We start from the raw sequence: 25,129 nt of genomic DNA on the forward strand, positions 1-25,129 counted from the left end.
GTTCGTCATCACCCGCCTGACCAGCGGGAACACCCACACGAGCCAAGAGGACGGCACAGCCATGCCTGCTTACGAGACCCCCGAACCGATCACCGCCACCCTGGAGCTGGACTGCGGCACCGCCCGCATCACCGCCGGCAAGCGCGCCGACACGGTCGTCGAGGTGCTGCCGCGCAACGCGGCCGACGACAAGGACGTACACGCCGTACAGCAGACCCAGGTCACCTGCTCGGGCGGGCGCCTCGCGATCAGGACACCCAAGAAGCGGTCCCTGTTCGGCAAGCCGGGCGCCATCGAGGTGACCGTCGAACTCCCGGCGGGATCGGACGTCCGGGGCACGTCTGCACTCGGCGGCTTCTTCTGCGAAGGCCGCTTCGGGGACGTCACGCTCAAGACCTCGCTCGGCGACGTCCACGTGGACGAGGCGGCCGGCGCCGACCTCAGGACCGGCCACGGCGACATCCGGCTGTACCGCGCGGCCGGGGACGTCGAGGTCGTCGGCTCGGGCCGGATCGAGATCGGCACCGTCACCGGCGCGGCGACCGTCAAGAACAGCAACGGCGCCACCGAGATCGGCGAGGTCACCGGCGGCCTGACGACCAGTGCGGCCAACGGCGACATCTCCGTCGGCGTCGCGCACGGCGACGTCAGCACCAAGTGCGCCAATGGCCGCACCGACATCGGCACCGCCCACGCCGGAGTCGAGGCCTCCTCCTCCAGCGGCGGCATCCGCGTCGGCGACGTCGCCCGCGGCCGTATCGACCTGCGCACCTCCGTCGGCGACCTCGAAGTCGGCATCCGCCAGGGCACCGCCGCCTGGCTCGACACCCACACCAAGTACGGCGCCGTACGCAACTCGCTCGGCGCCGCCGACGGCCCCGCGGACTCCGACGAGACCGTCGAGGTGATCGCCCGGACCTCGACCGGCGACATCATCGTCCGCCGCGCCTGACCCCATCCATCCGCACGCTCCACCGCCGAAGGGAACACGGCATGACAGTCACCCAGGCCTCCGCGCCGATCGCCGCCCCCACGAGGGCACCGGCGATCACCGCCACCGGACTGCGCAAGTCCTACGGCGACAAGCTCGTGCTCGACGGCATCGACCTGAACATCGCCGAAGGCACCGTCTTCGCGCTGCTCGGGCCCAACGGCGCCGGCAAGACCACCACGGTGGAAATCCTCTCCACACTCATCGAGGCCGACGCGGGCGAGGCCTGGGTCGCGGGCCGCCATCTGACCCGCGCCGCCGACGCGGTGCGCTCCTCGATCGGCGTCACCGGCCAGTTCTCGGCCGTCGACAACCTCCTGACCGCCGAGGAGAACCTCCTCCTCATGGCGGACCTGCACCACCTCGACCGGCGCGAGGGCAAGCGGCGGGCCAGGGACCTGCTGCGCCGCTTCGACCTGTCGGAGGTGGCGGGCAAGACCGCCGTCACCTTCTCCGGCGGTATGCGGCGCAAGCTGGACCTGGCGATGACGCTGGTCGGCGATCCGCGGATCATCTTCCTCGACGAGCCCACCACCGGGCTCGACCCGCGCAGCCGGCGCACCATGTGGGAGATCATCCGCGGCCTCGTCGCCGACGACGGCGTGACCATCTTCCTGACCACCCAGTACCTCGAAGAGGCCGACCAGCTCGCCGACCGGATCGCCGTGCTGGACCACGGCAGGCTGATCGCCGAGGGCACCGCCGACGAGCTGAAGCAGCGCATCCCCGGCGGCCACATCCGGGTGCGGTTCGCCGACGCCCGGAGCCTGGACACCGCGGCGGGAGTCTTCGGCATCGCCACGCGCGACGAGGAGTCCTGCGCCCTCCAGATCCCCAGCGACGGCTCCATCCCCAACCTGCGGGCCGTCCTCGACACGCTGGAGAACACCGGCGTCCGGGCCGAGTCGCTCACCGTGCACACCCCCGACCTCGACGACGTCTTCCTGACCCTCACCGGTCAGCCCCACCCCGCCCACACCGGCGCCCCGACCAAGGAGAACGTCTGATGGCCACCCTGTCCTACGCCGCCAGGGACTCCAGAACGATGCTGCGGCGCAACCTCAAGAAGGCCCTGCGCTACCCGTCCCTGACGCTCACCGTCGTCATCATGCCCCTCGCGATGCTGCTGCTGTTCAACTACGTCTTCGGCAGCGCCCTGGGCACCGGCATCAGCGGCCTGCCCACCGGCAGCGGCGACTACATCGACTACCTCGCGCCCGGCATCATCCTGATGGCCGCCACGTCCGGCGCCCTGACCACCGCGATCAGCGTGTGCGCCGACAAGACCGAGGGCATCGTCAACCGCTTCCGCACGATGCCGATCTCCCGCGCCTCGTTCCTGACCGGCCATGTCGTCGGCAGCGTGATCCAGACGATGGTCAGCGTCGCGCTGGTCACCGGCGTCGCCCTCCTGATGGGCTTCCGCCCCAGCGCCACGCCCGTCGAATGGCTCGCCGCCATCGGTCTGCTCGCCCTGCTCACCCTGGCGCTGACCTGGGTCTGCGCGGGCATCGGGCTGGTCGCCAAGAACGTCGAGACCGCCAGCAACATCCCGATGCCGCTGACGTTCCTGCCGTTCCTCGGCAGCGCCATCGTGCCGACCGAGTCCATGCCCACCGGCCTGCGGTGGTTCGCCGAGTACCAGCCCTTCACGCCGATCATCGAGACCCTGCGCGGACTGTGGCTCGGCACCGGGATCGGCTCCAGCGCGGCCATCGCCCTCGCCTGGTGCGCGGGACTCTGCCTGGTCGGCTACCTGTGGGCGCGCCGCACCTTCAAGACCGGCGCGAAGCGGTAACCACCGCCCTCCGCACGCCACTTCACCGCACCACACCGTTCACATCCCGCACGGCGATCACAGGAGGACTCCATGTCGTACAACCCGACGGCCCCCGACACCACCGCCGACCGCACCACCGGAGAACCGGCCACCCTGCCCACCGACCGGCGCACCGGCTGCCCCTTCGACCCGCCCGCCGGACTCACCGCGCCGGACGACCGGCCGCTGCGCCGCATGCGCTACGCCGACGGGCACATAGGCTGGCTGGCCACCAGCCACGCGGCGGCCCGTGCGGTGCTGTCCGACCCGCGCTTCAGCGCGCGCTACGAACTCCTGCACCTGCCGGTACCGATGCCGGGCATGGAGGGGATGACGCAGGTGCCGCCCGCGTCGCCCGGCGACTTCCTCGGTCTCGACGCTCCCGAGCACACCCGCTTCCGGCGGCTGCTCACCGGCAAGTTCACGGTCCGCCGGATGCGTCAGCTCGCCGAGCGGGTGGAGGGGTTCACGCACGAGTGCCTGGACGCCATGGAGCAGGCCGGGCCCGTCGTCGACCTGGTGGAGGCGTTCGCGCGGCCGGTGCCCGCGCTCATGATCTGCGAACTGCTCGGCGTGCCGTACGCCGACCGGGACCGCTTCCAGGGACACGTGGCGACCGTCTTCGACCAGACGTCGGACGCGGAGGCGAGGGGCGCGGCGTTCGCCGCCGTCGGACAGTTCATCGGGGAACTCGTGGCCGCCAAGCGCGCCGAGCCCACCGACGACCTGCTCAGCGACCTGACCACCTCGGACCTCACCGAGGAGGAACTGATCGGGGTCGGCGGGGTGCTGCTGGCCGCCGGGCTCGACACCACCGCGAACATGCTCGGCCTCGGCACCTTCGCCCTGCTCAGCAACCCCGGCCAGCTGGACGCCCTGCGCGCCGACCCGGGCCTCGCCGAGCAGACCGTCGAGGAACTGCTGCGCTACCTCAGCGTGGCCGACCCCATCGCGCGGGCCGCCCTGGAGGACGTCGAGATCGAAGGTCAGTTGGTCAGGGCCGGTGAGACGGTGACCGTCTCGGTCCAGGCCGCCAACCGCGACCCGCTGAAGTTCCCCGAGCCCGACCGGCTCGACATCCACCGCAGGGCCACCGGGCACCTGTCGTTCGGCCACGGGCCCCACCAGTGCCTCGGCCAGCAGCTCGCCCGCGTCGAGATGACCGTCGCCTTCCCGGCGCTCTTCGCCCGCTTCCCCACCCTGCGCCTCGCGGTGCCGCCGCAGGAGGTCCCGCTGCGCGACCGCGCCAACATCTACGGCGTGATCAGCCTGCCCGTCACCTGGGACAAGGAGTAACGCGATGAGCGATCCGAACGAACGGCTGCGTCTCGGCGTCGACCGTGACCGCTGTGTCGGCGCCGGAATGTGCGCCCTGACCGCTCCCGAGGTCTTCGACCAGGACGACGACGAAGGCCTGGTGGTGCTCCTGCACCCCGAGCCGGCCCCCGGGCACCGGGCCGCCGCCCGGATGGCCGCCGGCCTCTGCCCCGCCCGGGCCATCATCCTCCACTCCCCGGACCCCACGGACCCGTAGCGACCGTGGCACTCCGGGCCGAGAACCCCGCACCGCACACCGGTGGGGGGCTCTCGCGCGTGCGGGCCCAGGCTCGCCCCCGCCCCTGCTTCGGCCCCGGCTCCGGCTCGGTCTGCCCCGCCCCGGGCTCAGCCCGTCCCGGCCCCGCCCGTGCTCCGTACGGCACCGACGCTCGCCAGCACCACCAGCCCGATCGCCACCACCTCGGCCCAGCCGAGCGCCTGGTGCAGCACCAGGAACCCGGCGAGCGCCGCGGCGGCCGGCTCCAGACTCATCATCACGGCGAAGCCGGAGGCCGGGAGCTTGCGCAGGGCGAGCAGTTCGAGGGTGTACGGCGTGACCGAGGACAGCAGCGCGACAGCGGCGCCCAGTCCGATCGTGACCGGGTCCAGCAGCGCCGTACCGGCGCTGGAGATGCCGACCGGCAGGCTCAGCAGCGCCGCCACCGACATCGCCAGGGCCAGGCCGTCCGCCTGCGGGAAGCGCTGCCCCGTACGGGACGAGAGCAGGATGTACGCGGCCCACAGCGCGCCCGCCGCCAGGGCGAGCCCGGCGCCGAGCGGGTCCAGCCCGTCGAAGCCCTCGCGGCCGAGCAGGGCGACACCGCCCAGCGCGAGCGCCGCCCACACCAGGCTCAGCGCCCGGCGCGAGGTGACCACCGAGAGGATCAGCGGCCCCATGAACTCCAGCGTGACGGCGGCGCCCAGCGGAATGCGGTCGATGGCCTCGTAGAAGAGCGAGTTCATGCCGCACAGGGCGACACCGAAGGCGACGATCGTGGCCCAGTCGCCCCGGCTGTAGCCGCGCATCCCGGGACGGCAGGCGATCATCAGGACGAGCGCGGCGACCACCAGGCGGAGCGTGACCACACCGAGCGCACCGGCCCGCGGGAAGAGCAGCACCGCGACCGAGGCGCCGAACTGGAGCGAGATGATGCCGCCGATCACCAGCGCCACGGACACCAGCCGCCCGCCCGCCGCCGCGTCCCGCTCGGCGGCGCGGACCTCCGGGGAGGCCGGGACCGGCTCGGGAACCGGAGCTACGGGCGGCGGACCGGAGGCGGTGCCTTCGGCCGTGGCACCGGCCCGGCCGGCGGACTGCGGGTTGCTGGACTCGTGGCGCGACTCGTTCACGGGGGCCACGCTACGGGCCGCCGCGCGCGCCGTGAAATGCGATTTCCACCTGCTGTTATGCTCCGGCCGCATGACCGTCGAACTGCGGCACCTCCGCTGTTTTCTGGCCATTGCCGACACGCTCAGCGTGACCCGCGCCGCCGAGCGGCTGCACCTCAGCCAGCCCGCCGTCTCCCGCGCCCTGCGGCAACTGGAGCAGGAGACCGGCGCCCGGCTCGCCGACCGGTCCACCCATCACCTGGAGCTGACGCCGGAGGGCCGCGCCTTCCGCGTACGGGCCGAGGCCGCCGTCACCGCCTTCGACGACGCCCTGGCCCACACCCGCCCGACACCCCGGCCGCTGCTCCTCGGCCACGCCTGGTCCGCCGCCGGCCCGTACACCACGCCCTTGCTGCGCCGCTGGCACGAGCGGCACCCCGGCACCCCGCTGGAGCTGCGCCGGATCGACGACCGCACGGCGGGCCTGCTGCGCGGCGACGTGGACGCGGCGCTGCTGCGCGGCGAGCTGCGGGACGAGGGTCTGGTCGCCGACCGGCTCGGCACCGAGCCGCGGGTGGCGGCCCTGCCCGCCGACGACCCGCTGGCCCGGCGCCGCTCACTGACTCTGGCGGACCTCGCCGGGCGCACCCTCGCGCTCAACACCGTCTCCGGCGTCACCACCCCGGACCTGTGGCCGGCGGACGCGCGGCCCGCCGCGACCGTTCCGATCACCAACACCGACGACTGGCTGGCCGCCATCGCCGCCGGGCGCTGCTTCGGTGTCACCTCCTCGGCCACCGCGGAGGTGCATCCGCACCACGGCGTGCGCTACGTGCCGCTGCGCGGCGCGCCGCCCGTCACCGTGCGCCTCGTCCGACGCGCCGGGCCGGGGCACCCGGCCGCACCCGACCTGGTGGCGCTGGCGCACGAGGTGTTCAGCGAGGCGCTGTGACCGCCCCCTCGCCCCCGCCCGCCAGCCCCTCCGCCAGCACCTCGGCCAGGTGGCGGGCGCGCCGGTCGGTGAGCTGACCGATCTGGGTGCGGCAGGAGAAGCCGTCGGCGAGCACTTCGGTGGTGGGGTCCGCTTGCCGTACGGAGGGCAGGAGCTGTTCTTCGGCGCAGGCGACGGACACGTCGTAGTGGCCGCGTTCGAAGCCGAAGTTTCCGGCCAGTCCGCAGCAGCCGCCGCTCAGACCGCCCGCCAGTCCGGCCCGTTCGCGCAGGCGCTGTTCGGCCGCCTCGCCCAGGACCGCGTGCTGGTGGCAGTGGGTCTGGCCGACGGCCGGACGGTCGAGGCGCGGGGGCTCCCAGGCGGGCGCCCGTTCCTCCAGGGTCTGCGCGAAGGTGCGTACGGAGGCGGCCAGCCGGGCCGCGCGCGGGTCGTCGGGCAGCAGCTCCGGCAGGTCGGTGCGCAAGGCCGCCGCGCAGCTCGGTTCGAGGACGGTCAGCGGGGTGCCGTCGGCGAGCAGCGGGTCGAGGGCGTCCACCGTACGGCGCATGACCGTGCGTGCCTGGTCGAGCTGGCCGGTCGAGACGTAGGTCAGCCCGCAGCACAGGGGCGGCCGGCGGCCGGCCACCGGCAGCCGGACGGTGAGGCCGGCGGCCTCCAGGACACGTACGGCGGCACGGCCGACCTCGGGCGCGAGGTAGTTGGTGAAGGTGTCCGGCCACAGCAGGAGCGCCGGTCCGGCCGTGGGCGGGGCGGGCGTGCGCCGCGCCCACCACCGTACGAACGGCTCGGTGGCCAGCTCCGGGATCGCCCGCTGCGGCGCGATGCCGCCGAGGCGCTTGGCCGCGCCCGCCAGCGGGGTCCGGGCCAGGGCGTTGAGCAGCGGCGCGACCGGGGCAGCGGCGCGCAGCCAGCGCGGCAGCCGGCCCATCGAGTAGTGCGCGGCGGGCCGCAGCCGCCCCGCGTAGTGGTGGTGCAGGAACTCGGCCTTGTACGTGGCCATGTCGACGCCCACGGGGCAGTCGCTGCGGCAGCCCTTGCAGGACAGGCACAGGTCCAGCGCATCCCGTACCTCCCCGGAGCGCCAGCCACCGGTGATCACTTCGCCGGCGAGCATCTCGTGCAGCAGGCGGGCGCGGCCGCGGGTGGAGTGCCGTTCCTCGCCGGTGGCGCGGTACGACGGGCACATGACGGCCGAGCCGCCCGGGGCGGCGTTGCGGCACTTGGCGACGCCGACGCAGCGCCGTACCGCCGCCGAGAAGTCGCCGCCGTCGTGCGGGTAGCCGAACTCCACGTCCACCGGGCGCTTCGGCAGCGGTGCGAAGCGCAGGTTGTCGTCCATCCGGTCCGGCCGGACGAGCATGCCGGGGTTCAGGCCGCCCGCCGGGTCCCACAGGTCCTTGAAGCGGCCGAAGAGGCCGACCAGGCCGGGTCCGTACATCCTGGGCAGCAGTTCGGCGCGGGCCTGCCCGTCGCCGTGCTCCCCGGAGAGCGAGCCGCCGTGCGCCACGACCAGCTCCGCGAGGTCGCCGGAGAACTCCCGGAACCGCCGGATGCCGGGCGCGGTCAGCAGGTCGAAGTCGATACGGACGTGGATGCAGCCGTCGCCGAAGTCCCCGTACGGCGTGCCGCGCAGGCCGTGCTGGGCCAGCAGGGCACGGAAGTCGCGCAGGTAGGCGCCGAGGCGCCGCGGCGGCACCGCGCAGTCCTCCCAGCCGGGCCACGCCTCCGAGCCGTCCGGCATCCGGGTCGCGGTGCCGGACGCGTCCTCGCGCACCCGCCACAGGGCGCGCTGCCGCGCCGGGTCGGTGACGACGGTGTGGTCGGTCGTGGCCGCCCCCGCGTCCCGGCACAGGCTCTCGGCGCGGGCCAGCGCTTCTCCCGGTTCGTCGCCGCCCATCTCGACGAACAGCCAGGCGCCGCCCTTGGGCAGGCCCGCCGCGCTGCCCACCAGGTCGGCGGCCATGCCCTCGACGGTCAGGGGCCGGTACGGCAGCAGGGTGTGCGCCGCTTCGGCCGCCGCGCTCTCGTCCTCGTAGCCGAGTACCGCCAGCACCTTGGCGGCGGGCGGCCGGACCAGCGCGACCGTGGCCTCGGTCAGCACGCCGAGCGTGCCCTCGCTGCCGGTGAGCGCCCGCGCCAGGTCGGTGCCCTGCTCGGGCAGCAGGGCGTCCAGCGCGTAACCGGAGATGCGGCGCGGGAGGCCCGGATACCCGGTGCGGAGCAGCGCCAAGTCGCCGTCCACCAGGCCCCGTACGCCGTCCCGCAGCCGTTGCGGCAGCGCGTCCAGGGCCGCGGTGCCGCGCCCGGCGCGCAGCCGCTCGCCCCCGTACGTCAGCACCTCCAGTTCGCGCACGCTGTCGGCGGTGGTGCCCCAGGCCACCGAGTGCGAGCCGCAGGAGTTGTTGCCGATCATGCCGCCGAGGGTGCAGCGGCTGTGCGTGGACGGATCCGGGCCGAAGGTCAGGCCGTGCGCGGCGGCGGCCGCCCGCAGGTCGTCGAGGACCACGCCCGGCTGGACGACCGCCGTGCCGGCCTCCGGGTCCAGCGACACGATCCGCCGCAGGTGGCGGGTGCAGTCCAGCACCACGCCGAGGCCGGTGGCCTGCCCCGCGATGCTCGTGCCGCCGCCGCGCGGCACCACCGGCACACCGCGCTCGCGGCACACGCGCAGGACGGCGGCGACATCCTCCGCGTCCCGTGGCGCGACCACCGCCCGCGGCACCCGGCGGTAGTTGGACGCGTCCATCGTCATCAGCGCCCGGTCCCCGGCGGCGGCCGACACCTCGCCGCGCACCGCGTCCGCCAGCTCCCGGGCCAGCTCCCGCGTCCCGCCCTGCGTCCCGTGTGTCTCCGTACGATCAGCCATGCCCCCAGCCTGCCCACTCGGCCGGGGCCGCTCCCCGCCCGACGCCCGACCGTTGCCCGCGCCTACGCCCGGAACACGTTCTCCGGGTCGTACGCGGCCTTGGCACCGGCCAGCCGCCGGCGCAGCGGCTCCTCGTACGCGTCGGCCACCGCGTCACCGTGATCACCGAACAGGAAGTTGACGGCGCGGCCGACCGCCCACGGCGCCAGCGCCTCCCGCACCTCCGCGTGCAGCGCGCGGACGGCCGCCACGTCCGTGCCGTCCAGCGGCGACAGCAGGCGCAGCAGGTAGCGCGCGTCCCGGTGGCCGACGGAACCGCCGCCCGCCGCGAGCGCGCCGCCGAGGTGGTTGAGCTGCACCACGGTCATCATCGGTGCGTCCGGGCCGGTCAGCGCGGCCACCGTGCGGAGCGCGTCCGCCTCCAGTCCGCTGAGCAGCACGCTGTCGCCGTCGTAGGCGTGCGGCGTGGCCGGGTCCTGGTGAATCGTGTGGGAGTCGGTGTACGGCATCTCGCGCAGCGTGTCGGCCACCCGGGGCCCGACCGCGCGCAGCGGGGCGGCCAGCCGGTCGCCCTCTTCCGCCGTGCCCGTGTACGCGATCCGGATCTGGGCGAGGTGGCGGCCGCGCAGGTGGGGCGGCACGGCAGGTGCGTCCGGGTACACGATCAGGCCGACCGACGAGGTCAGCGCGTCGGGCAGGTCCTCGGTCCAGGCCAGGTACGCGGCCAGCGCCTCGTCCAGCAGATCGGCGCCGAAGATCAGTTGGCCGCCGTACACCCGCTCGACCGGCACCAGCCCGGACTCCAGGCCGGTCACCACGCCCAGGCCGTGGCCACCGCCGAGCAGCGCCCGGAAGAGGTCCGGTTCGTGCGCCTCGGACACCCGCCGCACCTCCCCGTCGGCGGTGACCAGTTCCACCGTCCGGACGTGGTCCGACGCGTATCCGAACTCCCGGCCCAGGATGCCCAGTCCCCCGTACCCGACGACGCCCACCCCGGGCGACGACCCGTTCACCGGCGCCAGCCCGTACGGCGCGGCCTCCTCGATCAGCTGCCCGCAGAGCACGCCCGCCCCGGCCCACGCCGTCCGCGCTGCCGCGTCGATCCGTATCCCGTCCATCCGGCGGGTGCTGATCAGCAGGCCACCGTCGGTGGCCGCCGCCAGGCCGTGCCCGGTCGACTGCACGGACACCGGCAGGCCGTGGGCGCGGGCGTAGCGCACCGCCGCCACGGCGTCGGCTGCCGAGGCCGCCCCGACGATCACCGAAGGACGGTGGGAGTACCCGATCTGGTAGCCGGAGCGCTCCGCGTCGTACCCCTCGTCACCGGGGACGAGGACGACGCCGGTTACCTGGGCGGCCAGCTCGGCAAGGGTGGGGGAAGCTGCGGGAACGGTGGTGTCGTTGGTGAGGTTCATGGCCGGGACTCTCCTGCCATAACCTGACACCGGCCGTCATGTTTTCCGCCGGGCTTTCCGGAAGACTGGGCCGGGTGAAGTCCGACCGTCTGCTCTCGATCCTGCTGCTCCTCCAGACGCGCGGCCGGGTGCCGGCCGCCGAGCTGGCCGAGCGACTGGAAGTGTCCGTCCGGACGATCTACCGCGACATCGAGTCGCTGTCCGCCGCCGGGGTGCCGGTGTACGCCGAGCGCGGGCGGCACGGCGGTATCGCGCTGCTGCCGGGCTTCCGTACGGACGTGACGGGGCTGACCACCGACGAGGCGCGGGCGCTGTTCGTGCTGGCCGCCGAGGGCGCGCACCACGCGCTCGGACTGGACGACGCGCTCGGGTCCGCGCTGCGCAAGGTGATGGCCGCGCTGCCCGCGCCGCACCGTCCGGCGGCCGAACTGACCAGCCGCCGCATCCTGGTCGATCCCGGGCGCTGGCGGTCCGGCCCGCGGCCTTCGGTGGACCTGGACACGCTGCACACCGCGGTCTTCGCCGACCGGCGGCTGCGCATCCGCTACCGGCACAGCGGCGAGACCCGCACCCGGACGTACACCGTCGATCCGTACGGCCTCGTCTCCAAGGCCGGCATCTGGTACCTCGTCGCGGACCGGCGGCGGCGCGCCCGGCTGTTCCGGGCCGACCGGGTGGCGGCGGCCACCGTCCTCGACACGCCGGTGCGGCGCCGGGACGGGGTGGAGCTGGCGGACGCGTGGGAGGCGCTGCGGCGGCGGGTGGAGGACCGGCCGGCGGGGCTGCGGGTGACGGCCCGGGTGCTGCGGTCGCGGCTGGACCTGTTCGTACGGATCATGGGGCCCGCGCTGGTGGAGCCGCCGCACGACACCGGCGGCACGTGGGTGACGGCCGAACTGGCGCTGGAGGAACCGCGCGCGGTGCGCCAGTTGCTCCAGTTCGCGGCGACGGTCGAGGTGCTGGAACCGCCGGAGGCGCGGGCGGAGCTGGCGCGGGCGGCGGCTTCGGTCGGCGCGATGTACGCGGAGGACCGGCAGACGGAGAGCCGGCAGGCGGAAGACCGGCAGACGGAGGACCGGCAGGCGAGGACCGGAAAAGCGGAGGCCGGGCGGGCGGACGGCGGTCCCACGGCGGCGTCCGTTCCGTCTCACCCGGTGGACCCCGGTCCTGCGCCGGCCCCCTGACGGATTACGCTTCGCCCGTGGCTGATATCCAGATTCCCGCTGACATCAAGCCCGCCGACGGTCGCTTCGGCGCGGGCCCCTCCAAGGTGCGTACGGAGGCGCTCGACGCCCTCGCCGCCACCGGACGTTCCCTGCTCGGCACGTCCCACCGCCAGGCTCCGGTCAAGAACCTGGTCGGCTCGGTCCGCGACGGCGTGCGCGAGCTGTTCCGGCTGCCGGAGGGCTACGAGGTCGTCCTCGGCAACGGCGGCTCCACCGCCTTCTGGGACATCGCGACCCACGGCCTGATCGAGAACAAGTCCCAGCACCTCACCTTCGGCGAGTTCTCCTCGAAGTTCGCCAAGGCCGCCAAGCTGGCGCCGTGGCTGGCCGAGCCCACCCTGATCTCCGCCGACCCGGGCAGCCACCCGGAGCCGAAGGCGGAGGAGGGCGTGGACGTCTACGCCTTCACCCACAACGAGACCTCGACCGGTGTCGCCGCCCCCGTCAAGCGGGTGGCGGGCGCGGACGCCGGCTCGCTCGTCCTGGTGGACGCCACCTCCGGCGCGGGCGGCCTGCCCGTGGACATCGCGGAGACCGATGTCTACTACTTCGCGCCGCAGAAGTCCTTCGCCTCCGACGGCGGTCTGTGGATCGGCGTCTTCTCCCCCGCGGCCCTGGAGCGCGCCCGCACCGTGCACGCCTCCGGCCGGCACGTCCCGGAGTTCTTCTCGCTGCCGACCGCGATCGACAACTCGCTGAAGAACCAGACGTACAACACCCCGGCCCTGTCCACCCTCTTCCTGCTGGACGAGCAGCTGAAGTGGATCAACGGCCAGGGCGGTCTGGACTGGGCGGTGCGGCGCACCGCGACCTCCTCGCGCACGCTGTACGGCTGGGCCGAGGAGTCCAAGTACGCCACGCCGTTCGTCACCGACCCGGCCAAGCGCTCCCAGGTCATCGGCACCATCGACTTCGACGACGAGATCGACGCGGCGGCCGTCGCCAAGGCGCTGCGCGCCAACGGCATCGTGGACACCGAGCCGTACCGCAAGCTGGGCCGCAACCAGCTGCGGGTGGCGATGTTCCCGGCGATCGACCCGGCCGACGTCGAGGCGCTGACCGCCTGCGTCGACTACGTGATCGACAAGCTGTAGGGCCTCTCGCTCCACACGGCCGGGCCCCGGCGGGACACACCCGCCGGGGCCCGGCCGTCGCGCTGTCCCCAAACGCCCTTCCAGAAGGCCCCTTCCAAAGGCTCTCAGCGGCTCAGATGCTGGAAGCGGCGTACCGCCAGCGGCAGGAAGACCGCGGTGAGGACGAGCGGCCAGACGACCGCCATCAGCACGGCGTGCTGCTCGATCCAGCTGCCGCCGATCGTGCCGGGCCGGCCGAACAGTTCCCGGACGGCGTTCGCCGTCGAGGAGACCGGGTTCCACATCGCGATCGCCCCGAGCCAGTCCGGCATCATCGACGGCGGCGTGAAGACGCTGGAGATCATGCCGAACGGGAAGGCCAGCGCGAACAGCCCGCCCGCCGCCTCCTGGTTGGGCACCAGCAGGCCCAGCAGCACACCCACCCAGATGAGGGCGAAGCGCAGGTGCAGCAGCAGGGCGAAGGCGGCCAGCGTGGCGAGCGCGCCGCCGTCCGAACGCCAGCCGACGACGACGGCGATCAGCGCCAGCACCGCCAGGTCCAGCGCCGCGCCGAACACGTCCGAGACGCCGCGCCCGCTGACCACCGCCGACCGCGCCATCGGCATCGAGCGGAAGCGGTCGGTCACGCCCCGGTCCTTGTCGACCGCGACCAGCATCGCGGTGTTCATGAAGCCGAACGCCATCGTCATGGCGAACATCCCGGGCATCGCGTAGTCCCGGTAGGAGCCCTGGCCGCCGACGTCCATCGCGCTGCCGAAGACGTAGACGAAGAGCAGCACGGAGACGATCGGGAAGCCCAGCTGCCAGGCGATGTTGACGGGCTGCTTGACGAGGTGGGTCAGATCGCGGCGGACGATGGTCCAGCAGTCGGCGAAGGCCCAGTACAGGCGCCGCTCCGGAGGGGCGGGGGCGGTGGCGGGGGCGCTCATGCGGCGGCCTCCGTCCCGTACGTACGGCCGGCCGCGTCCGTACCGTTCCCGGCCCCGTCCGTCTCCCCCGCCGCCGTACGGTGTCCCGTCAGCCGCAGGAAGACCTCGTCCAGCGTCGGCCGCCGCAGCCCGATGTCCGCCACACCGACCCCCGCGTCCTGGAGCGCCCGCGCCGCCTCGGTCAGCGCCGCCACGCCGTCCGTCACCGGCACGCCGACCCGCCGCTCCGCCACGTCCGTGTCCGGCGCGGCGCCGTCCGCCGCCACCCGGGCCACGATCCGCGCCGCCCGCGGCAGTTCGGCGGCGTCGCGCAGCACCACCTGGACGCGGTCGCCGCCGACGCCGTGCTTGAGGCCGTCCGGGGTGTCCTCCGCGACGGTCCGGCCGTGGTCGATGACGGCGATCCGGTCGGCCAGCTGGTCGGCCTCGTCGAGGTACTGGGTGGTGAGCAGGACGGTCGTACCGCCCGCGACCAGGTCCCGTACGGTCTCCCAGACCTCGTTGCGGCTGCGCGGGTCGAGCCCGGTGGTCGGCTCGTCCAGGAACAGCACCTCGGGCGCGAGCAGGACGCTCGACGCCAGGTCCAGGCGCCGCCGCATGCCGCCGCTGTAGTGCTTGACCTGCCTGCCGGCGGCGTCGGCCAGCCCGAACCGCGTCAGCAGCTCGTCGGCGCGGGCCCGCGCCCGCCGTCCGTCCAGGTGGAACAGCCGCCCGAACATCTCCAGGTTCTGCCGCCCCGTCAGGATCTCGTCCACGGCGGCGTACTGCCCGGTCAGACCGATCCGCTTGCGTACGGCGTGCGGCTCGCGCGCCACGTCGTGCCCGGCGACGACCGCCCGCCCGCCGTCCAGCCGCAGCAGCGTCGCCAGGATCCGTACGGCGGTGGTCTTGCCCGCCCCGTTGGGCCCGAGCAGGCCCTGTACGGTGCCAGGCGGTACGGCCAGGTCGAAGCCGTCGAGCGCCCGCTTGTCCCCGTACCGCTTGGCCAGCCCCTCCGCCAGGACCGCCACGTCGGATGTCTTCATGCGCCTCCCCGTCCTCCTCGTTCGCGCCGGGCGCCGGGCACCGGGTACCGGTCGCCTCACAGCGAGCACCAAACCCCGGAACCGAGTACGGCGTACCCAGTAGCACCCCCACCGTACCCGACGACCGCGTACGCCGTACCCGGTTTTTTGCGCGGCGGCATAGACTGACCGCACCATGACGACAGAACACAGTGGCAGCGGCGACGCGGCCCGCAGCATGGAGCTGCTCTGGGGCACCGGCGAGCGCCCCACCCGCGGCCCCAAGCCCGGCCTGACCCTCGACCGGATCGTCACCGCCGCGGTGGCGGTCGCCGACGCCGAGGGGATCGGCGCGGTGTCGATGCGCCGGGTCGCCGCCGAACTGGGCGTCGGCACGATGTCGCTCTACCGCTACGTCCCCGGCAAGGGCGAGCTGCTGGACCTGATGCTCGACAAGATCGCCGCGTACGGCGCCGACGAGTTCCCCGGCCCCGAGGCCGGCTGGCGGGCCGTCCTGGAGAACGTCGCGCGCCGCGCCTGGCGGCTCCACCACCGCCACCCCTGGCTGCTCCAGGTCGACCAGACGCGCCCGCTGCTGGGCCCCAACTCGGTCAACGCGCTGGAGCACACCATCCGCGGACTGTCCGGCGTCGCCCTGCCCGACCCCGAGAAGATCCGGCTCCTGACGGTCGTGGAGGGCTACGTCGCCGGCGCGGCCCGCACCCGCCTCAACTCGGCCATGGCCGAGAAGCGCACCGGCATCACCGACGAGGAATGGTGGAAGATCCAGGGCCCGTTCCTGATCCAGGCCATGGAAAGCGGCCGCTACCCGTACCTCGCCGCACTCTCCGAGGACACGTTCGCGTTCGACGACGAGCGCGACGAAGGCGACGCCCTGTTCGAACTGGGCTTGGCGCGGCTGCTGGACGGGTTCGCGGCCTATATCGAGAAGCAGGGGGCCTGAGGGCGGACGAGGCCCTCGTCGCTCTCCCCGGCGCCCACGGCGGGAAGGTGCTCCTCGGCGAAGGCGACGGCGTCGGCGACCGCCTTGTCAGCAGCGGGGAGGTGCCCGGCGAGCAGATGCCACACGTGCCCCATCGCCGGCGCGACGTCCAGGCGTACGGGTACGGCGTCCTCGGCCAGCCTGGCGGCCAGCCCGACCGCGTCGCTGAGCATGACCTCGTGACCGCCGATCTGGATCAGGACCGGAGGCAGCCCGCGGGTGTCGGCGAAGACCGGTGAGGCCAGCGGACCGTTCCGCGGCGCGCCGCCCAGGACGAGGTCCGCGGCGCGGCACAGCCCCACACGGCTGACGGACGGGTCCACACCGTCCAGCGTGCACATCGTGGCCCCGGTGTGTTCGAGATTGGCCCAGGGCGAGATGGCGACCGAGGCGGCCGGCATCGGAAGACCCTGGTCACGGGCGGCGACCAGGGCACTGACCGCCATCGCTCCACCGGCGGAGTCGCCGGCGAACACCACGTTCTCCGGCTCGGCACCCTGTTCCAGCAGCCGGCGGTAGGCGGTGACGGCGTCCTCGACGGCGGCGGGAAAGACCGCCTCGGGTGCGAGCCGGTAGTCCGGTACCAGAGCGCGGGCGCGCAGGCGCCGGGCGAGACCGCCGACCAGGCCGCGGTAGCCCCGCGGATCCCCCACCAGGTAGGCACCGCCGTGCAGATAGAGCAGGTGCCGCCCGGGGACGGCGTTCGCGGGGGTCGCGCACTCGGCGGCCACCCCGTCCGCGTCCACGGAGTCGAAGGTCACCCCGTCCGGTGCCGGAAAAGTGTCCTGGAAGAACTTCCGGTAGGCGAGCCGGACATCCTCCAGGGTCCCGGGGCCCGCCCCGGTGGCAGCGTCCAAGACGTCGCCGCTGCGAGTCGCCCACTCACGGTAGAAGGCGGGAACATCGATCGAGACCATGGCAGGTCCTCCTCATCGCGGATGCAATGCGGCTGCGTCCCAGCCGCTCCGCGAGTCTCAGGCCCTCACATCTGTGTGAGGGTCAAACCGGAGGGCCGAAGGCGGCGCCGTAGGCTCGGCGGCATGAGGATCGGAGAGCTGGCGGAACGCACCGGCACCTCCCGGCGGCTGCTGCGCTACTACGAGGAACAGCAGCTGATCACGCCCGGACGTTCCTCCAACGGCTACCGTGAGTACGAGGAATCCCACGTGGGCCGCGTGCTGCAGATCAAGGGCCTGCTCGGCGCCGGCCTGCCGACCCGGATCATCCGGCAGCTCCTGCCCTGCCTGGACAAGCCCCGGAGCATCTACTTCGACGACCTGACACCAGAGATGCTCAGTGTTCTGGAACGCGAACACGATCAGCTGACGCAGCGCATCGACTGCCTGACCCGCAACCGGGACGCGATCGGCGGCTACCTGGAGACCGTACGCGGCATGCGAGCCGCCGCCGATGCCGCCGGCCGGGCGGACGCGGCCGGTCTCTCCGGCCGGACGGACGACGGCCCGTAGCCTCCTTCACTTCCGCCGGAACAGTCTCCGCAAACCCAGCACCACCACCGCCCCCACCCCGAACGTCACCGCCGCCAGCAGGACGTTGCGGTTCTTGCCGGGGGCGTCCTGGTTCCGGTCGTCGGTGCCGCCCGTGCCGCCGGTCTTCCCGCCGGAGTTCTTCGCCGCCGACTCCGGCAGCTGGTCACCGCTCAGACCCACCGGCTGTACGCGGCTGGACCTGCCCTCCGAGCCGAACAGCAGCGTCCGCCCGTCGGGAGTGAAGCTGACGGACTCGCCCTGCATCTGGAGCGGTACGCCCACGCTTCCGATGTCCTTCGGGCGGCCGCCTTCCCAGCGGTACATCTCCGCGCCGAAGTAGCCGCGCAGCAGCAGCCGTGTGCCGTCCGGGGAGAACGCGCCGTCGGTCACCCACTGGTCGACGGCCGCGATCCGCCGGAAGGTGTTGGTGCCGCGTGACGACAGGCGTTCCGGGCCCTCGTACAGGGCGGCGCCGCCGCTCTTCTTCTTGCTGGCGATGTAGACCCGGCCGGTCTTCGGGTGGACCATCATCGCCTCGGCGTCGCGCGGCCCCTCGTCGTACGTGACGGTGAGCTGCGCCGCGGTGACCGTCTGGTCGCGCAGCTGCCGCGGCTCCGGGAAGCGGTAGATCCAGACGTGGTTCCAGGTGCCGCCGAGGTTGTCCCCGATGTCGCCGACGTACACGTTGCCGTCCGGGCCGACCGAGATCGCCTCCACGTCGCGCGGGTCGCCGATGCCGCGCAGGGTGACGGTGGCGACCGTACGGCCGGTGCGCCCGTCCACGGCGTAGACGTACGGGCCGTCGTCGCTGTCGTTGTGGGTCCAGTAGACCCCCGGGTGCGCCCGGCTGGCCGCCAGGCCACTGGACTCCTTGATCCGCGGGTCGCTGATCGTGAACCCGTCACCGCCCCCCGCGTCGTCGGCCACCACCGGCCCGGCCGCCGCGAACAGCAGTATCCCCGCGGCCCCGGCCGCGCACAGTAGCGAACGCATGGGGTCAGCTTGCCACTTCGGGGCGGCCGGTCCGCGGTTCCGGCCGGGCCCGGAGGCCCGGCACCGCCCGCCCGCCACGCGGCTCCCTATGATCTCCGCATGAACACCCCGACCGCGCCCTCCGGCGCTCCCGGGCCGGCGGGCCGGGAGGCCGTATGCGCGTGATGTTCGTCGGCGACTCGATGACGATCGGCAGCGCCGGGGACTTCACCTGGCGTTACCGCATGTGGCAGCACCTGAACCGGACCTTCGGCGGGCCGTACCGCATCGTCGGGCCGCGCGGCGCGCTGTACGACACGGCCGCCGACGCGGCGGTCTCGTACGCCTACCGGGACCCGGACTTCCCCGAGAACGCGCGGCGGCACCTCGCCGGGTGGGGCGAGGGCTGGTGCCACATGGCACCGCTGATCGGCGAGGCCGTGCGGACGTCCAAGGCCGACACCCTGCTGGTCTCGCTCGGGCTGATAGACCTCGGCTTCTACACGAACGCGGAGCAGACCGCCGCGAACGTGCGCCGCTTCGTCGCCGAGGCGCGGGCCGCCCGCCCGTCCGTACGGGCCGTGCTGCTGCCCGTCATCCCGAACACCCGGGCCCTGTGCGACGCGCCCTTCGCCGCCGAGTGCGACCGCTTCAACGAGCTGCTGGCCAAGGCGGTCGCGGACCTGTCGACCCCCGCCTCGCCGCTGCTGCTGGCCTCCCACCCTGCGGGGTACGACCTGGACCGGGACACCTACGACGGAACGCACCCCTCCGCGTCCGGCGAGCACCTGCTCGCGGCGGCCTTCGCGGACGCCATGCACCAGGCGTGGGGCGTCGGCGGACCGTACGTGGCGGCCGGGAACTGAGGGACGCGGGGCGCGTCCCGCGTCTTGATTCGAGCGCGCTCCAAGGCGTTGGCTGGGGCCCATGGAGTATTCGCAGCTCGGACGCACCGGACTCAAGGTCAGCCGCATCGTTCTGGGGACCATGAACTTCGGGCCGCAGACGGACGAGGCCGACAGTCACGCCATCATGGACGCCGCGCTCGCCGCGGGCGTCAACTTCTTCGATACCGCCAATGTCTACGGCTGGGGCGACAACAAGGGCCGCACGGAGGAGATCATCGGCTCCTGGTTCGCCCAGGGCGGTGGCCGCCGCGACAAGACCGTGCTCGCCACCAAGGTCTACGGCAACATGGGCGGCGACGGGGAGCGGGTCTGGCCCAACCACGACCGGCTCTCCGCGCTGAACATCCGGCGCGCGGTGGACGCCAGCCTCAAGCGGCTGAACACCGATCACATCGACCTCTACCAGTTCCACCACGTGGACCGGCACACGCCGTGGGACGAGATCTGGCAGGCCGTCGACGTCCTGGTGCAGCAGGGCAAGATCCTGTACGCCGGGTCGTCCAACCACGCGGGCTGGCACATCGCGCAGGCCAACGAGGCCGCCGCGCGCCGCGGTTCGCTCGGGCTGGTCAGCGAGCAGTGCCTGTACAACCTCGCCGAGCGGCGCGCCGAGATGGAGGTGATACCGGCGGCCGAGTCCTACGGGCTCGGTGTCATCCCGTGGTCGCCGCTGCACGGCGGCCTGCTCGGCGGGGCCGTCCGTAAGGAGCGCGAGGGCGGCGGAGCCCGTACGAACGGGGGCCGCTCGGCCGGCGCGCTGGCGGACTCCGCGATCCGGGCGCAGATCGAGGCGTACGAGGACCTGGTCGACAAGCACGGGCTGCGGCCCGGCGAGGTCGCGCTGGCCTGGCTGCTCACCCGGCCCGGTGTGACGGGGCCGATCGTCGGGCCGCGCACCTCCGAACAGCTCGACTCCGCGCTGCGCGCCGTGGAGCTGAAGCTGTCGCAGGAGCTGCTGACCGCGCTCGACGAGATCTTCCCGGCCACCGGTCCGTCGCCGGAGGCGTTCGCCTGGTGAGCCGAGCCCGTCGGCGGGCCGGGCGGCCGTCCGGTGCTTCAGCGCAGGGCGGCCGCCACGATCACGACGACGAGCAGCACGGCGAACAGACCGGACATGATCCGGTTACGGGTTTTGGGATCCACCCTTCGAGCGTAACCGGCCCGGCCCGCGCGCCCGCGGCCAGGCTCAGCGGCCGAGCGGCCAGGCCGCCACCGTCTCGTACCGGGGCTGCTCGCCCGGCACCCCGCCGGCGGGCAGGTGGCTGCGGACGAGCGCAAGCTCCCGTACGGTCCAGGCGCCGCCCTCGAAGTCCGTCAGGGCCTCGACGAACGGGGCCAGGTCGAGGGCGCCGCCGCGGTTGCGCGCGACGGTCAGGTGCGGGGTGTACGCGCGGTGGCCGGACATCTCCACCCCGGCCCGGCGGGCGGCCGCGTTCGCCGAGTCCGCCAGCTTGCGCAGGGCCGGCAGGCCGCCGTCGGCCCCGGCCCACACCACCCGGTCCGCGAAGCGCCCGCCGCCCTTGAGGCGCAGCGGGATCGGCTCGTGCCGCCGGGCCGCCCGGGCCAGCCGCTCGCGCAGGTCGGGGAGGACGGTCTCGGGCACCTCTCCGTAGAACGCGAGCGTGAAGTGCCAGCCGGGCCGTCCGGTCCAGCGCAGCCGGTCCGCGCCGGGCAGCCGCCGCAGCCGGCGCACCCGGGCCGCGAGTTCCTCGGCGGCGGACTCGGGCGGGAGCGCTGCGGCGAAGAGTCTCATGCGGTCAGTGTCGCGCACGGGGCGGCGGCGGGACCGGGTTCGCGGGGACCGGCCGCCTTGCGCCTGGGGGCCCGGACCGGGGAGCGCACCGGCCGGGATCGCCGTACGCGCGCGGTCCCGGCCCCGTACGGACCTCTCAGGCCGCCGCCGTCAGCCGCTCCGGTTCGCCGTCCCGCTGCCGGGGCACGAACCGTACGTGCTGGTGGCCGCGCCGCAGGTCGATCCGTACGCGCAGCCCGCCCGCGCGGGTCAGCATCAGGCCGACGCCGGCCGCGGCCAGCGCGGAGATCACGCCGCCCGCGAGGAAGCCGAGGCGGGCGCCGTACGCGTCGGTGACCCAGCCCACGATGGGCGCGCCGAGCGGTGTGCCGCCCATGAAGACCATCATGAACAGGCTCATCACCCGCCCGCGCATCAGCGGGTCGGTCGCCAGCTGCACGCTGGAGTTGGCCGTGACGTTGATCGTCAGGCCGACCGTGCCGATGACGATCAGCAGCGCGCCGAAGACCCAGACGGCCGGGGAGAGGGCCGCGGCCATCTCCAGCACGCCGAACAGCAGCGCCGCGCCCACCAGCAGCCGCAGCCGGGAGGTGCTGCGCCGGGCCGCGAGCAGCGCGCCCGCCAGCGAACCGGCCGCCATCAGGCCGTTGAACCAGGCGTACAGGCCGGCGCCGCCGTGGAAGACCTTGTCGGCGAAGGCGGTCAGCCAGATCGGGAAGTTGAAGCCGAAGGTGCCGATGAAGCCGACCAGGACGATCGGCCAGATCAGTTCGGGGTGGCCCGCGACGTAGCGCACGCCCTCGCGCAGCTGGCCCTTGCCGCGCGGGGCGCGGTCGACCTTGTGCAGCTCACGGGTGCGCATCAGCAGCAGTCCGGCGAGCGGCGCGAGGAAGGACAGGCCGTTCAGGAGGAAGGCCCAGCCGCTGCCGAGGGAGGTGATCAGCGCGCCGGCCACGGCGGGGCCGATCAGCCGGGCGGACTGGAAGTTGGCCGAGTTCAGGCTGACGGCGTTGCGCAGGTCGTCCGGGCCGACCATCTCGACGACGAACGCCTGCCGCGCCGGGTTGTCGACGACGGTGATCAGTCCGAGCACGAAGGCCATCAGGTAGACGTGCCAGACCGCGACGTTGCCGCTGAGGGTCAGCACGGCCAGCACGAGACCGGTCAGGCCCATCGAGGACTGGGTGATCAGCAGCAGCTTGCGCTTGGAGACCCGGTCGGCGATCACGCCCCCGTACAGCCCGAACAGCAGCATGGGCAGGAACTGGAGGGCGGTGGTGATGCCGACGGCGGCGGAGGAGCCGGTGATGCTGACCACCAGCCAGTCCTGGGCGATGCGCTGCATCCAGGTGCCGGTGTTGGAGACGACCTGTCCGGTGGCGAACAGCCGGTAGTTGCGGACGCGCAGCGAACGGAACATGCCCGCGCGCGGCTCGGCGGCGGTGTCCCGGGAGCCCGCGCGGGGCGCGGTCGCGGCGTCGGTGGCGTTGGCGGTGGTGTCGTTGGATATCGGTGCGGGGGCGGAGTCTGCTCCGGATCCCGTACTCAAAGTGGGTTCGCCTCCTCGGCTTCTTCGGTTCTACAGCTGGGCGAGCTTCTCCAGTACGGGTGCGGCGGTCCGCAGGGCGGCCCACTCGTCCTCGTCCAGCCCGGAGGCCAGCTCGGCCAGCCACGCGTTGCGTTTGCGGCGGCTCTCTTCGAGCATCGCCTCGGCCTGTTCGGTCTGGGTGACGACCTTCTGGCGGCGGTCGTCGGGGTGCGGTTCGAGCCGGACCAGGCCCTTGGCCTCCAGCATCGCCACAATGCGGGTCATCGACGGCGGCTGGACGTGCTCCTTGCGCGCCAGCTCGCCGGGGGTGGCGTGGCCGCACCGGGCGAGGGTGCCGAGCACCGACATCTCGGTCGGGCTGAGCGACTCGTCGACCCGCTGGTGTTTGAGTCGGCGGGAGAGCCGCATCACGGCGGACCGCAATGCGTTCACGGCGTCGGCGTCGGCGGCAGCATCGTCGCCAGGGGACAGTTCCGGCATGGTCGTTAGCATAACTCATTACCCTTTCTAATGAAAGCCCGTTGACCCGAGCCCCTCCGCGTCACCCTTCCGAGTGAGGACGCAGCGGAAAGTGACCCACCTGACCAGGGAGTGAGAGGACCGTGGCGGTATGGGATCGGGAGTGCTCAGCCTGCGTATGGACGGGGAACTGCTGGAGCGCCTTCGGCAGCACGCCGCAAAACGCGGAATGAGCGTCCAGGACTATGTGACCCGGACGCTCATCCGCGAGGACTTCGACGAACGTTTCAAGTTGTCGGTGGACCGGACGGAGCGGTTCTACGCCGCCCCGCCGCTGTGAGCCGGTCCCGCCGTACGGACCGGCCGGGCGTCACCGGACGCCCAGCGCCTGCTCGATCGGGTTGAGCAGGAAGTAGACGAGGAAGGCCAGGCCCACGGCGTTCAGCAGCCAGGGGATCTCCTTGAAGCGGCCGGTCGCCGTCCGCAGCAGGATGAAGGCCAGCACGCCCATGCCGATGCCGTTGGTGATGCTGTAGGTGAACGGCATCGAGATGATCGTCAGGAACGCCGGGACGGCGACGGTGAAGTCGCTCCAGTCGATCTCCCGGACATTGGCCGACATGATCAGGAAGCCGACGACCAGCAGGGCGGGCGTCGCGGCCTGCGACGGGACGACCGTCGCCAGCGGCGTGAAGACCAGCGCCAGCAGGAAGAGCCCGCCGGTCACCACGTTCGCCAGCCCCGTACGGGCCCCCTCGCCGACGCCCGCGGTGGACTCCACGAAGCAGGTGTTGGCCGAGGCCGAGCCGACGCCGCCGGCCGCGACCGCGATGCCGTCCACCATCAGGATGCGGCCCATGCCGGGCAGGCTGCCGTTCTCGTCGGTCAGCCCGGCCTCCTCGCCGACGCCGATGATCGTGCCCATCGCGTCGAAGAAGCCGGACAGCAGCACGGTGAAGACGAACAGGCAGCCGGTCAGCAGACCGACCTCCTTGAAGCCGCCGAACAGGCTGATCTGCCCGATCAGGCCGAAGTCCGGGGCGCCGACGATGCTGTCCGGCACGTTCGGTACGGCCAGGCCCCAGCTCGCGTCGGGGATCTCGGCGACGGCGTTGATGATGATCGCGACGACCGCCATCACGACCATGCCGATCAGGATCGCGCCCTTGGTCTTCCGTACGGTCAGCAGGAACATCAGCGCCAGGCCGACCACGAAGACCAGCACCGGCCAGCCCTGGAGCTGACCGCCCTGGCCCAGCGCCAGCGGGACGGTGGTGTGCGCGGCGTCCGGGTTACGGGTGACGAAGCCGGCGTCGACCAGGCCGACCAGGGAGATGAACAGGCCGATGCCGATCGCGATGGCGCGCCGCAGCCCGTTCGGGATCGCGTCCATGACCCGCTGCCGCAGGCCGGAGGCGACCAGGATCATCAGCACCAGACCGGCGAGCACGACCATGCCCATCGCGTCCGGCCAGCTCATCTTGGGGGCGAGCTGGAGGGAGACGACGGCGTTGATGCCGAGGCCGGCGGCGACGGCGATCGGCACATTGCCGATGACGCCCATCAGGAGCGTGGACAGGCCCGCCATCAGGGCGGTGGCGGTGACCAGCTGGCCGTTGTCGAGGTGGTGCCCGAACTTGTCCTGGCCGGCACCGAGGATGATCGGGTTCAGCACGACGATGTACGCCATGGCAAAGAAGGTGGCGAGACCGCCGCGCAGCTCGCGGGAGACCGACGATCCCCGCTCGGAGATCTTGAAGAACCGGTCGAGACCGTTCTTCGGCGGCTGCGGGCCTGGGCTCTGGACGGCGTCGACCGGCGTGGTGGCCGAGGGGGACATGCGCGGACCTCAGTCGTACGGGCCTGAAGAGGCGTGGGGGCCCCGGATCGGGCCCAGAACACAAACAGACCGGATCAGATTGGATGATTCGACGAATCAAACCAGTCAGAACCGGATAGGTTCAGTATGAATAAACAAGTCGATGATCGCTATCTCCGCGCGTAGACCCATGGGGCAAACCGGCCGGACGCGTTTCGGCGAGGCCCCGCGCTC

At 73.0% G+C, this 25,129-nt stretch carries 24 protein-coding genes; 13 read left to right on the forward strand and 11 right to left on the reverse strand.

Annotation, left to right across the window (positions count from 1 at the left end; all coding sequences use genetic code 11):
• Nucleotides 1-61: 61 nt before the first annotated feature.
• The 5 genes from CP973_RS36070 to CP973_RS36090 all read left to right on the forward strand — a co-directional run bounded on the left by CP973_RS36070 (nt 62) and on the right by CP973_RS36090 (nt 4,344).
• Nucleotides 62-952, forward strand: coding sequence for a DUF4097 family beta strand repeat-containing protein (locus tag CP973_RS36070; protein WP_150248352.1), 891 nt, complete (start codon nt 62-64; stop codon nt 950-952).
• A 41-nt stretch (nt 953-993) separates the two neighbouring features.
• The gene (locus tag CP973_RS36075) at nt 994-1,998 is read left to right on the forward strand and encodes an ATP-binding cassette domain-containing protein (protein WP_150248354.1); all 1,005 of its coding nucleotides are present in this window, start codon (nt 994-996) and stop codon (nt 1,996-1,998) included.
• Complete coding sequence (locus CP973_RS36080; protein WP_150248356.1) at nt 1,998-2,789, forward strand: ABC transporter permease; 792 nt, start codon at nt 1,998-2,000, stop codon at nt 2,787-2,789. Before CP973_RS36075 ends, CP973_RS36080 begins: the two co-directional genes overlap by 1 nt.
• Nucleotides 2,790-2,861: 72 nt before the next feature.
• On the forward strand, nt 2,862-4,106 hold the full coding sequence (locus CP973_RS36085; RefSeq protein ID WP_150248358.1) for a cytochrome P450: 1,245 nt from the start codon (nt 2,862-2,864) through the stop codon (nt 4,104-4,106).
• A gap of 4 nt (nt 4,107-4,110) precedes the next feature.
• On the forward strand, nt 4,111-4,344 hold the full coding sequence (locus tag CP973_RS36090; RefSeq protein ID WP_208853366.1) for a ferredoxin: 234 nt from the start codon (nt 4,111-4,113) through the stop codon (nt 4,342-4,344).
• Between the two features lie 128 nt (nt 4,345-4,472).
• Here the strand turns inward: CP973_RS36090 and CP973_RS36095 are convergent, their stop codons facing one another.
• Nucleotides 4,473-5,477, reverse strand: a complete 1,005-nt coding sequence (locus CP973_RS36095) for an EamA family transporter (protein ID WP_150248360.1) — start codon at nt 5,475-5,477, stop codon at nt 4,473-4,475.
• A 70-nt stretch (nt 5,478-5,547) separates the two neighbouring features.
• On the opposite strand from CP973_RS36095, the gene CP973_RS36100 reads away from it, so the two are divergent.
• Nucleotides 5,548-6,408 carry a LysR family transcriptional regulator gene (locus CP973_RS36100; protein WP_150248362.1) on the forward strand — a complete coding sequence of 287 codons (861 nt, stop codon included), beginning with the start codon at nt 5,548-5,550 and terminating at the stop codon, nt 6,406-6,408.
• Here CP973_RS36100 and CP973_RS36105 read toward each other — a convergent pair.
• A complete protein-coding gene (locus CP973_RS36105; RefSeq protein ID WP_150248365.1) occupies nt 6,392-9,274 on the reverse strand; it encodes an FAD-binding and (Fe-S)-binding domain-containing protein in 2,883 nt (960 codons plus the stop codon). The genes CP973_RS36100 and CP973_RS36105 overlap by 17 nt on opposite strands.
• Nucleotides 9,275-9,336: 62 nt before the next feature.
• On the reverse strand, nt 9,337-10,689 hold the full coding sequence (locus tag CP973_RS36110; RefSeq protein ID WP_150248367.1) for an FAD-binding oxidoreductase: 1,353 nt from the start codon (nt 10,687-10,689) through the stop codon (nt 9,337-9,339).
• 74 nt (nt 10,690-10,763) lie between these two features.
• On the opposite strand from CP973_RS36110, the gene CP973_RS36115 reads away from it, so the two are divergent.
• The gene (locus tag CP973_RS36115; protein WP_150248369.1) at nt 10,764-11,873 is read left to right on the forward strand and encodes a helix-turn-helix transcriptional regulator; all 1,110 of its coding nucleotides are present in this window, start codon (nt 10,764-10,766) and stop codon (nt 11,871-11,873) included.
• Nucleotides 11,874-11,890: 17 nt separating this feature from the next.
• Nucleotides 11,891-13,009, forward strand: coding sequence for a phosphoserine transaminase (serC, locus tag CP973_RS36120; protein WP_150248371.1), 1,119 nt, complete (start codon nt 11,891-11,893; stop codon nt 13,007-13,009).
• 104 nt (nt 13,010-13,113) lie between these two features.
• Here the strand turns inward: serC and CP973_RS36125 are convergent, their stop codons facing one another.
• Nucleotides 13,114-13,938, reverse strand: a complete 825-nt coding sequence (locus tag CP973_RS36125) for an ABC transporter permease (protein WP_150248373.1) — start codon at nt 13,936-13,938, stop codon at nt 13,114-13,116.
• On the reverse strand, nt 13,935-14,963 hold the full coding sequence (locus CP973_RS36130; protein WP_150248375.1) for an ATP-binding cassette domain-containing protein: 1,029 nt from the start codon (nt 14,961-14,963) through the stop codon (nt 13,935-13,937). The genes CP973_RS36125 and CP973_RS36130 overlap by 4 nt, the downstream gene beginning before the upstream one ends.
• Nucleotides 14,964-15,138: 175 nt before the next feature.
• On the opposite strand from CP973_RS36130, the gene CP973_RS36135 reads away from it, so the two are divergent.
• On the forward strand, nt 15,139-15,906 hold the full coding sequence (locus CP973_RS36135; RefSeq protein WP_244410208.1) for a TetR/AcrR family transcriptional regulator: 768 nt from the start codon (nt 15,139-15,141) through the stop codon (nt 15,904-15,906).
• Here the strand turns inward: CP973_RS36135 and CP973_RS36140 are convergent.
• A complete protein-coding gene (locus CP973_RS36140; RefSeq protein WP_150248377.1) occupies nt 15,882-16,862 on the reverse strand; it encodes an alpha/beta hydrolase in 981 nt (326 codons plus the stop codon). The genes CP973_RS36135 and CP973_RS36140 overlap by 25 nt on opposite strands.
• 123 nt (nt 16,863-16,985) lie before the next feature.
• Between CP973_RS36140 and CP973_RS36145 the strand changes: the two genes are divergently transcribed.
• Nucleotides 16,986-17,414, forward strand: coding sequence for a MerR family transcriptional regulator (locus tag CP973_RS36145; RefSeq protein WP_150248379.1), 429 nt, complete (start codon nt 16,986-16,988; stop codon nt 17,412-17,414).
• A gap of 6 nt (nt 17,415-17,420) precedes the next feature.
• On the opposite strand, the gene CP973_RS36150 is transcribed toward CP973_RS36145, so the two are convergent.
• Nucleotides 17,421-18,428: an esterase-like activity of phytase family protein gene (locus tag CP973_RS36150; RefSeq protein WP_150248381.1), complete on the reverse strand. Its 1,008-nt coding sequence runs from the start codon at nt 18,426-18,428 to the stop codon at nt 17,421-17,423.
• A gap of 155 nt (nt 18,429-18,583) precedes the next feature.
• On the opposite strand from CP973_RS36150, the gene CP973_RS36155 reads away from it, so the two are divergent.
• Both CP973_RS36155 and CP973_RS36160 read left to right on the forward strand, forming a co-directional pair.
• Nucleotides 18,584-19,273 (forward strand): GDSL-type esterase/lipase family protein, encoded by a 690-nt coding sequence (locus CP973_RS36155; protein WP_150248383.1) that lies wholly within the window; start codon nt 18,584-18,586, stop codon nt 19,271-19,273.
• A gap of 61 nt (nt 19,274-19,334) precedes the next feature.
• Nucleotides 19,335-20,333 (forward strand): aldo/keto reductase, encoded by a 999-nt coding sequence (locus CP973_RS36160; protein WP_150248385.1) that lies wholly within the window; start codon nt 19,335-19,337, stop codon nt 20,331-20,333.
• A gap of 168 nt (nt 20,334-20,501) precedes the next feature.
• Here CP973_RS36160 and thpR read toward each other — a convergent pair whose 3' ends face one another.
• The 3 genes from thpR to CP973_RS36180 form a co-directional block, all read right to left on the reverse strand.
• The gene (gene thpR, locus CP973_RS36170; protein ID WP_150248389.1) at nt 20,502-21,068 is read right to left on the reverse strand and encodes an RNA 2',3'-cyclic phosphodiesterase; all 567 of its coding nucleotides are present in this window, start codon (nt 21,066-21,068) and stop codon (nt 20,502-20,504) included.
• 136 nt (nt 21,069-21,204) lie between these two features.
• Nucleotides 21,205-22,617, reverse strand: a complete 1,413-nt coding sequence (locus CP973_RS36175; protein ID WP_150248391.1) for an MFS transporter — start codon at nt 22,615-22,617, stop codon at nt 21,205-21,207.
• A 30-nt stretch (nt 22,618-22,647) separates the two neighbouring features.
• Complete coding sequence (locus tag CP973_RS36180) at nt 22,648-23,097, reverse strand: MarR family winged helix-turn-helix transcriptional regulator (RefSeq protein WP_150248393.1); 450 nt, start codon at nt 23,095-23,097, stop codon at nt 22,648-22,650.
• A 130-nt stretch (nt 23,098-23,227) separates the two neighbouring features.
• Here CP973_RS36180 and CP973_RS36185 point away from each other — a divergent pair, with 130 nt between their 5' ends.
• The gene (locus CP973_RS36185; protein ID WP_078897657.1) at nt 23,228-23,416 is read left to right on the forward strand and encodes a ribbon-helix-helix protein, CopG family; all 189 of its coding nucleotides are present in this window, start codon (nt 23,228-23,230) and stop codon (nt 23,414-23,416) included.
• A gap of 30 nt (nt 23,417-23,446) precedes the next feature.
• Here CP973_RS36185 and CP973_RS36190 read toward each other — a convergent pair whose 3' ends face one another.
• Nucleotides 23,447-24,916 carry an NCS2 family permease gene (locus CP973_RS36190; protein ID WP_150248394.1) on the reverse strand — a complete coding sequence of 490 codons (1,470 nt, stop codon included), beginning with the start codon at nt 24,914-24,916 and terminating at the stop codon, nt 23,447-23,449.
• Nucleotides 24,917-25,129 lie beyond the last annotated feature (213 nt).

This window comes from Streptomyces albofaciens JCM 4342, from assembly GCF_008634025.1.
Lineage (GTDB): Bacteria > Actinomycetota > Actinomycetes > Streptomycetales > Streptomycetaceae > Streptomyces > Streptomyces albofaciens.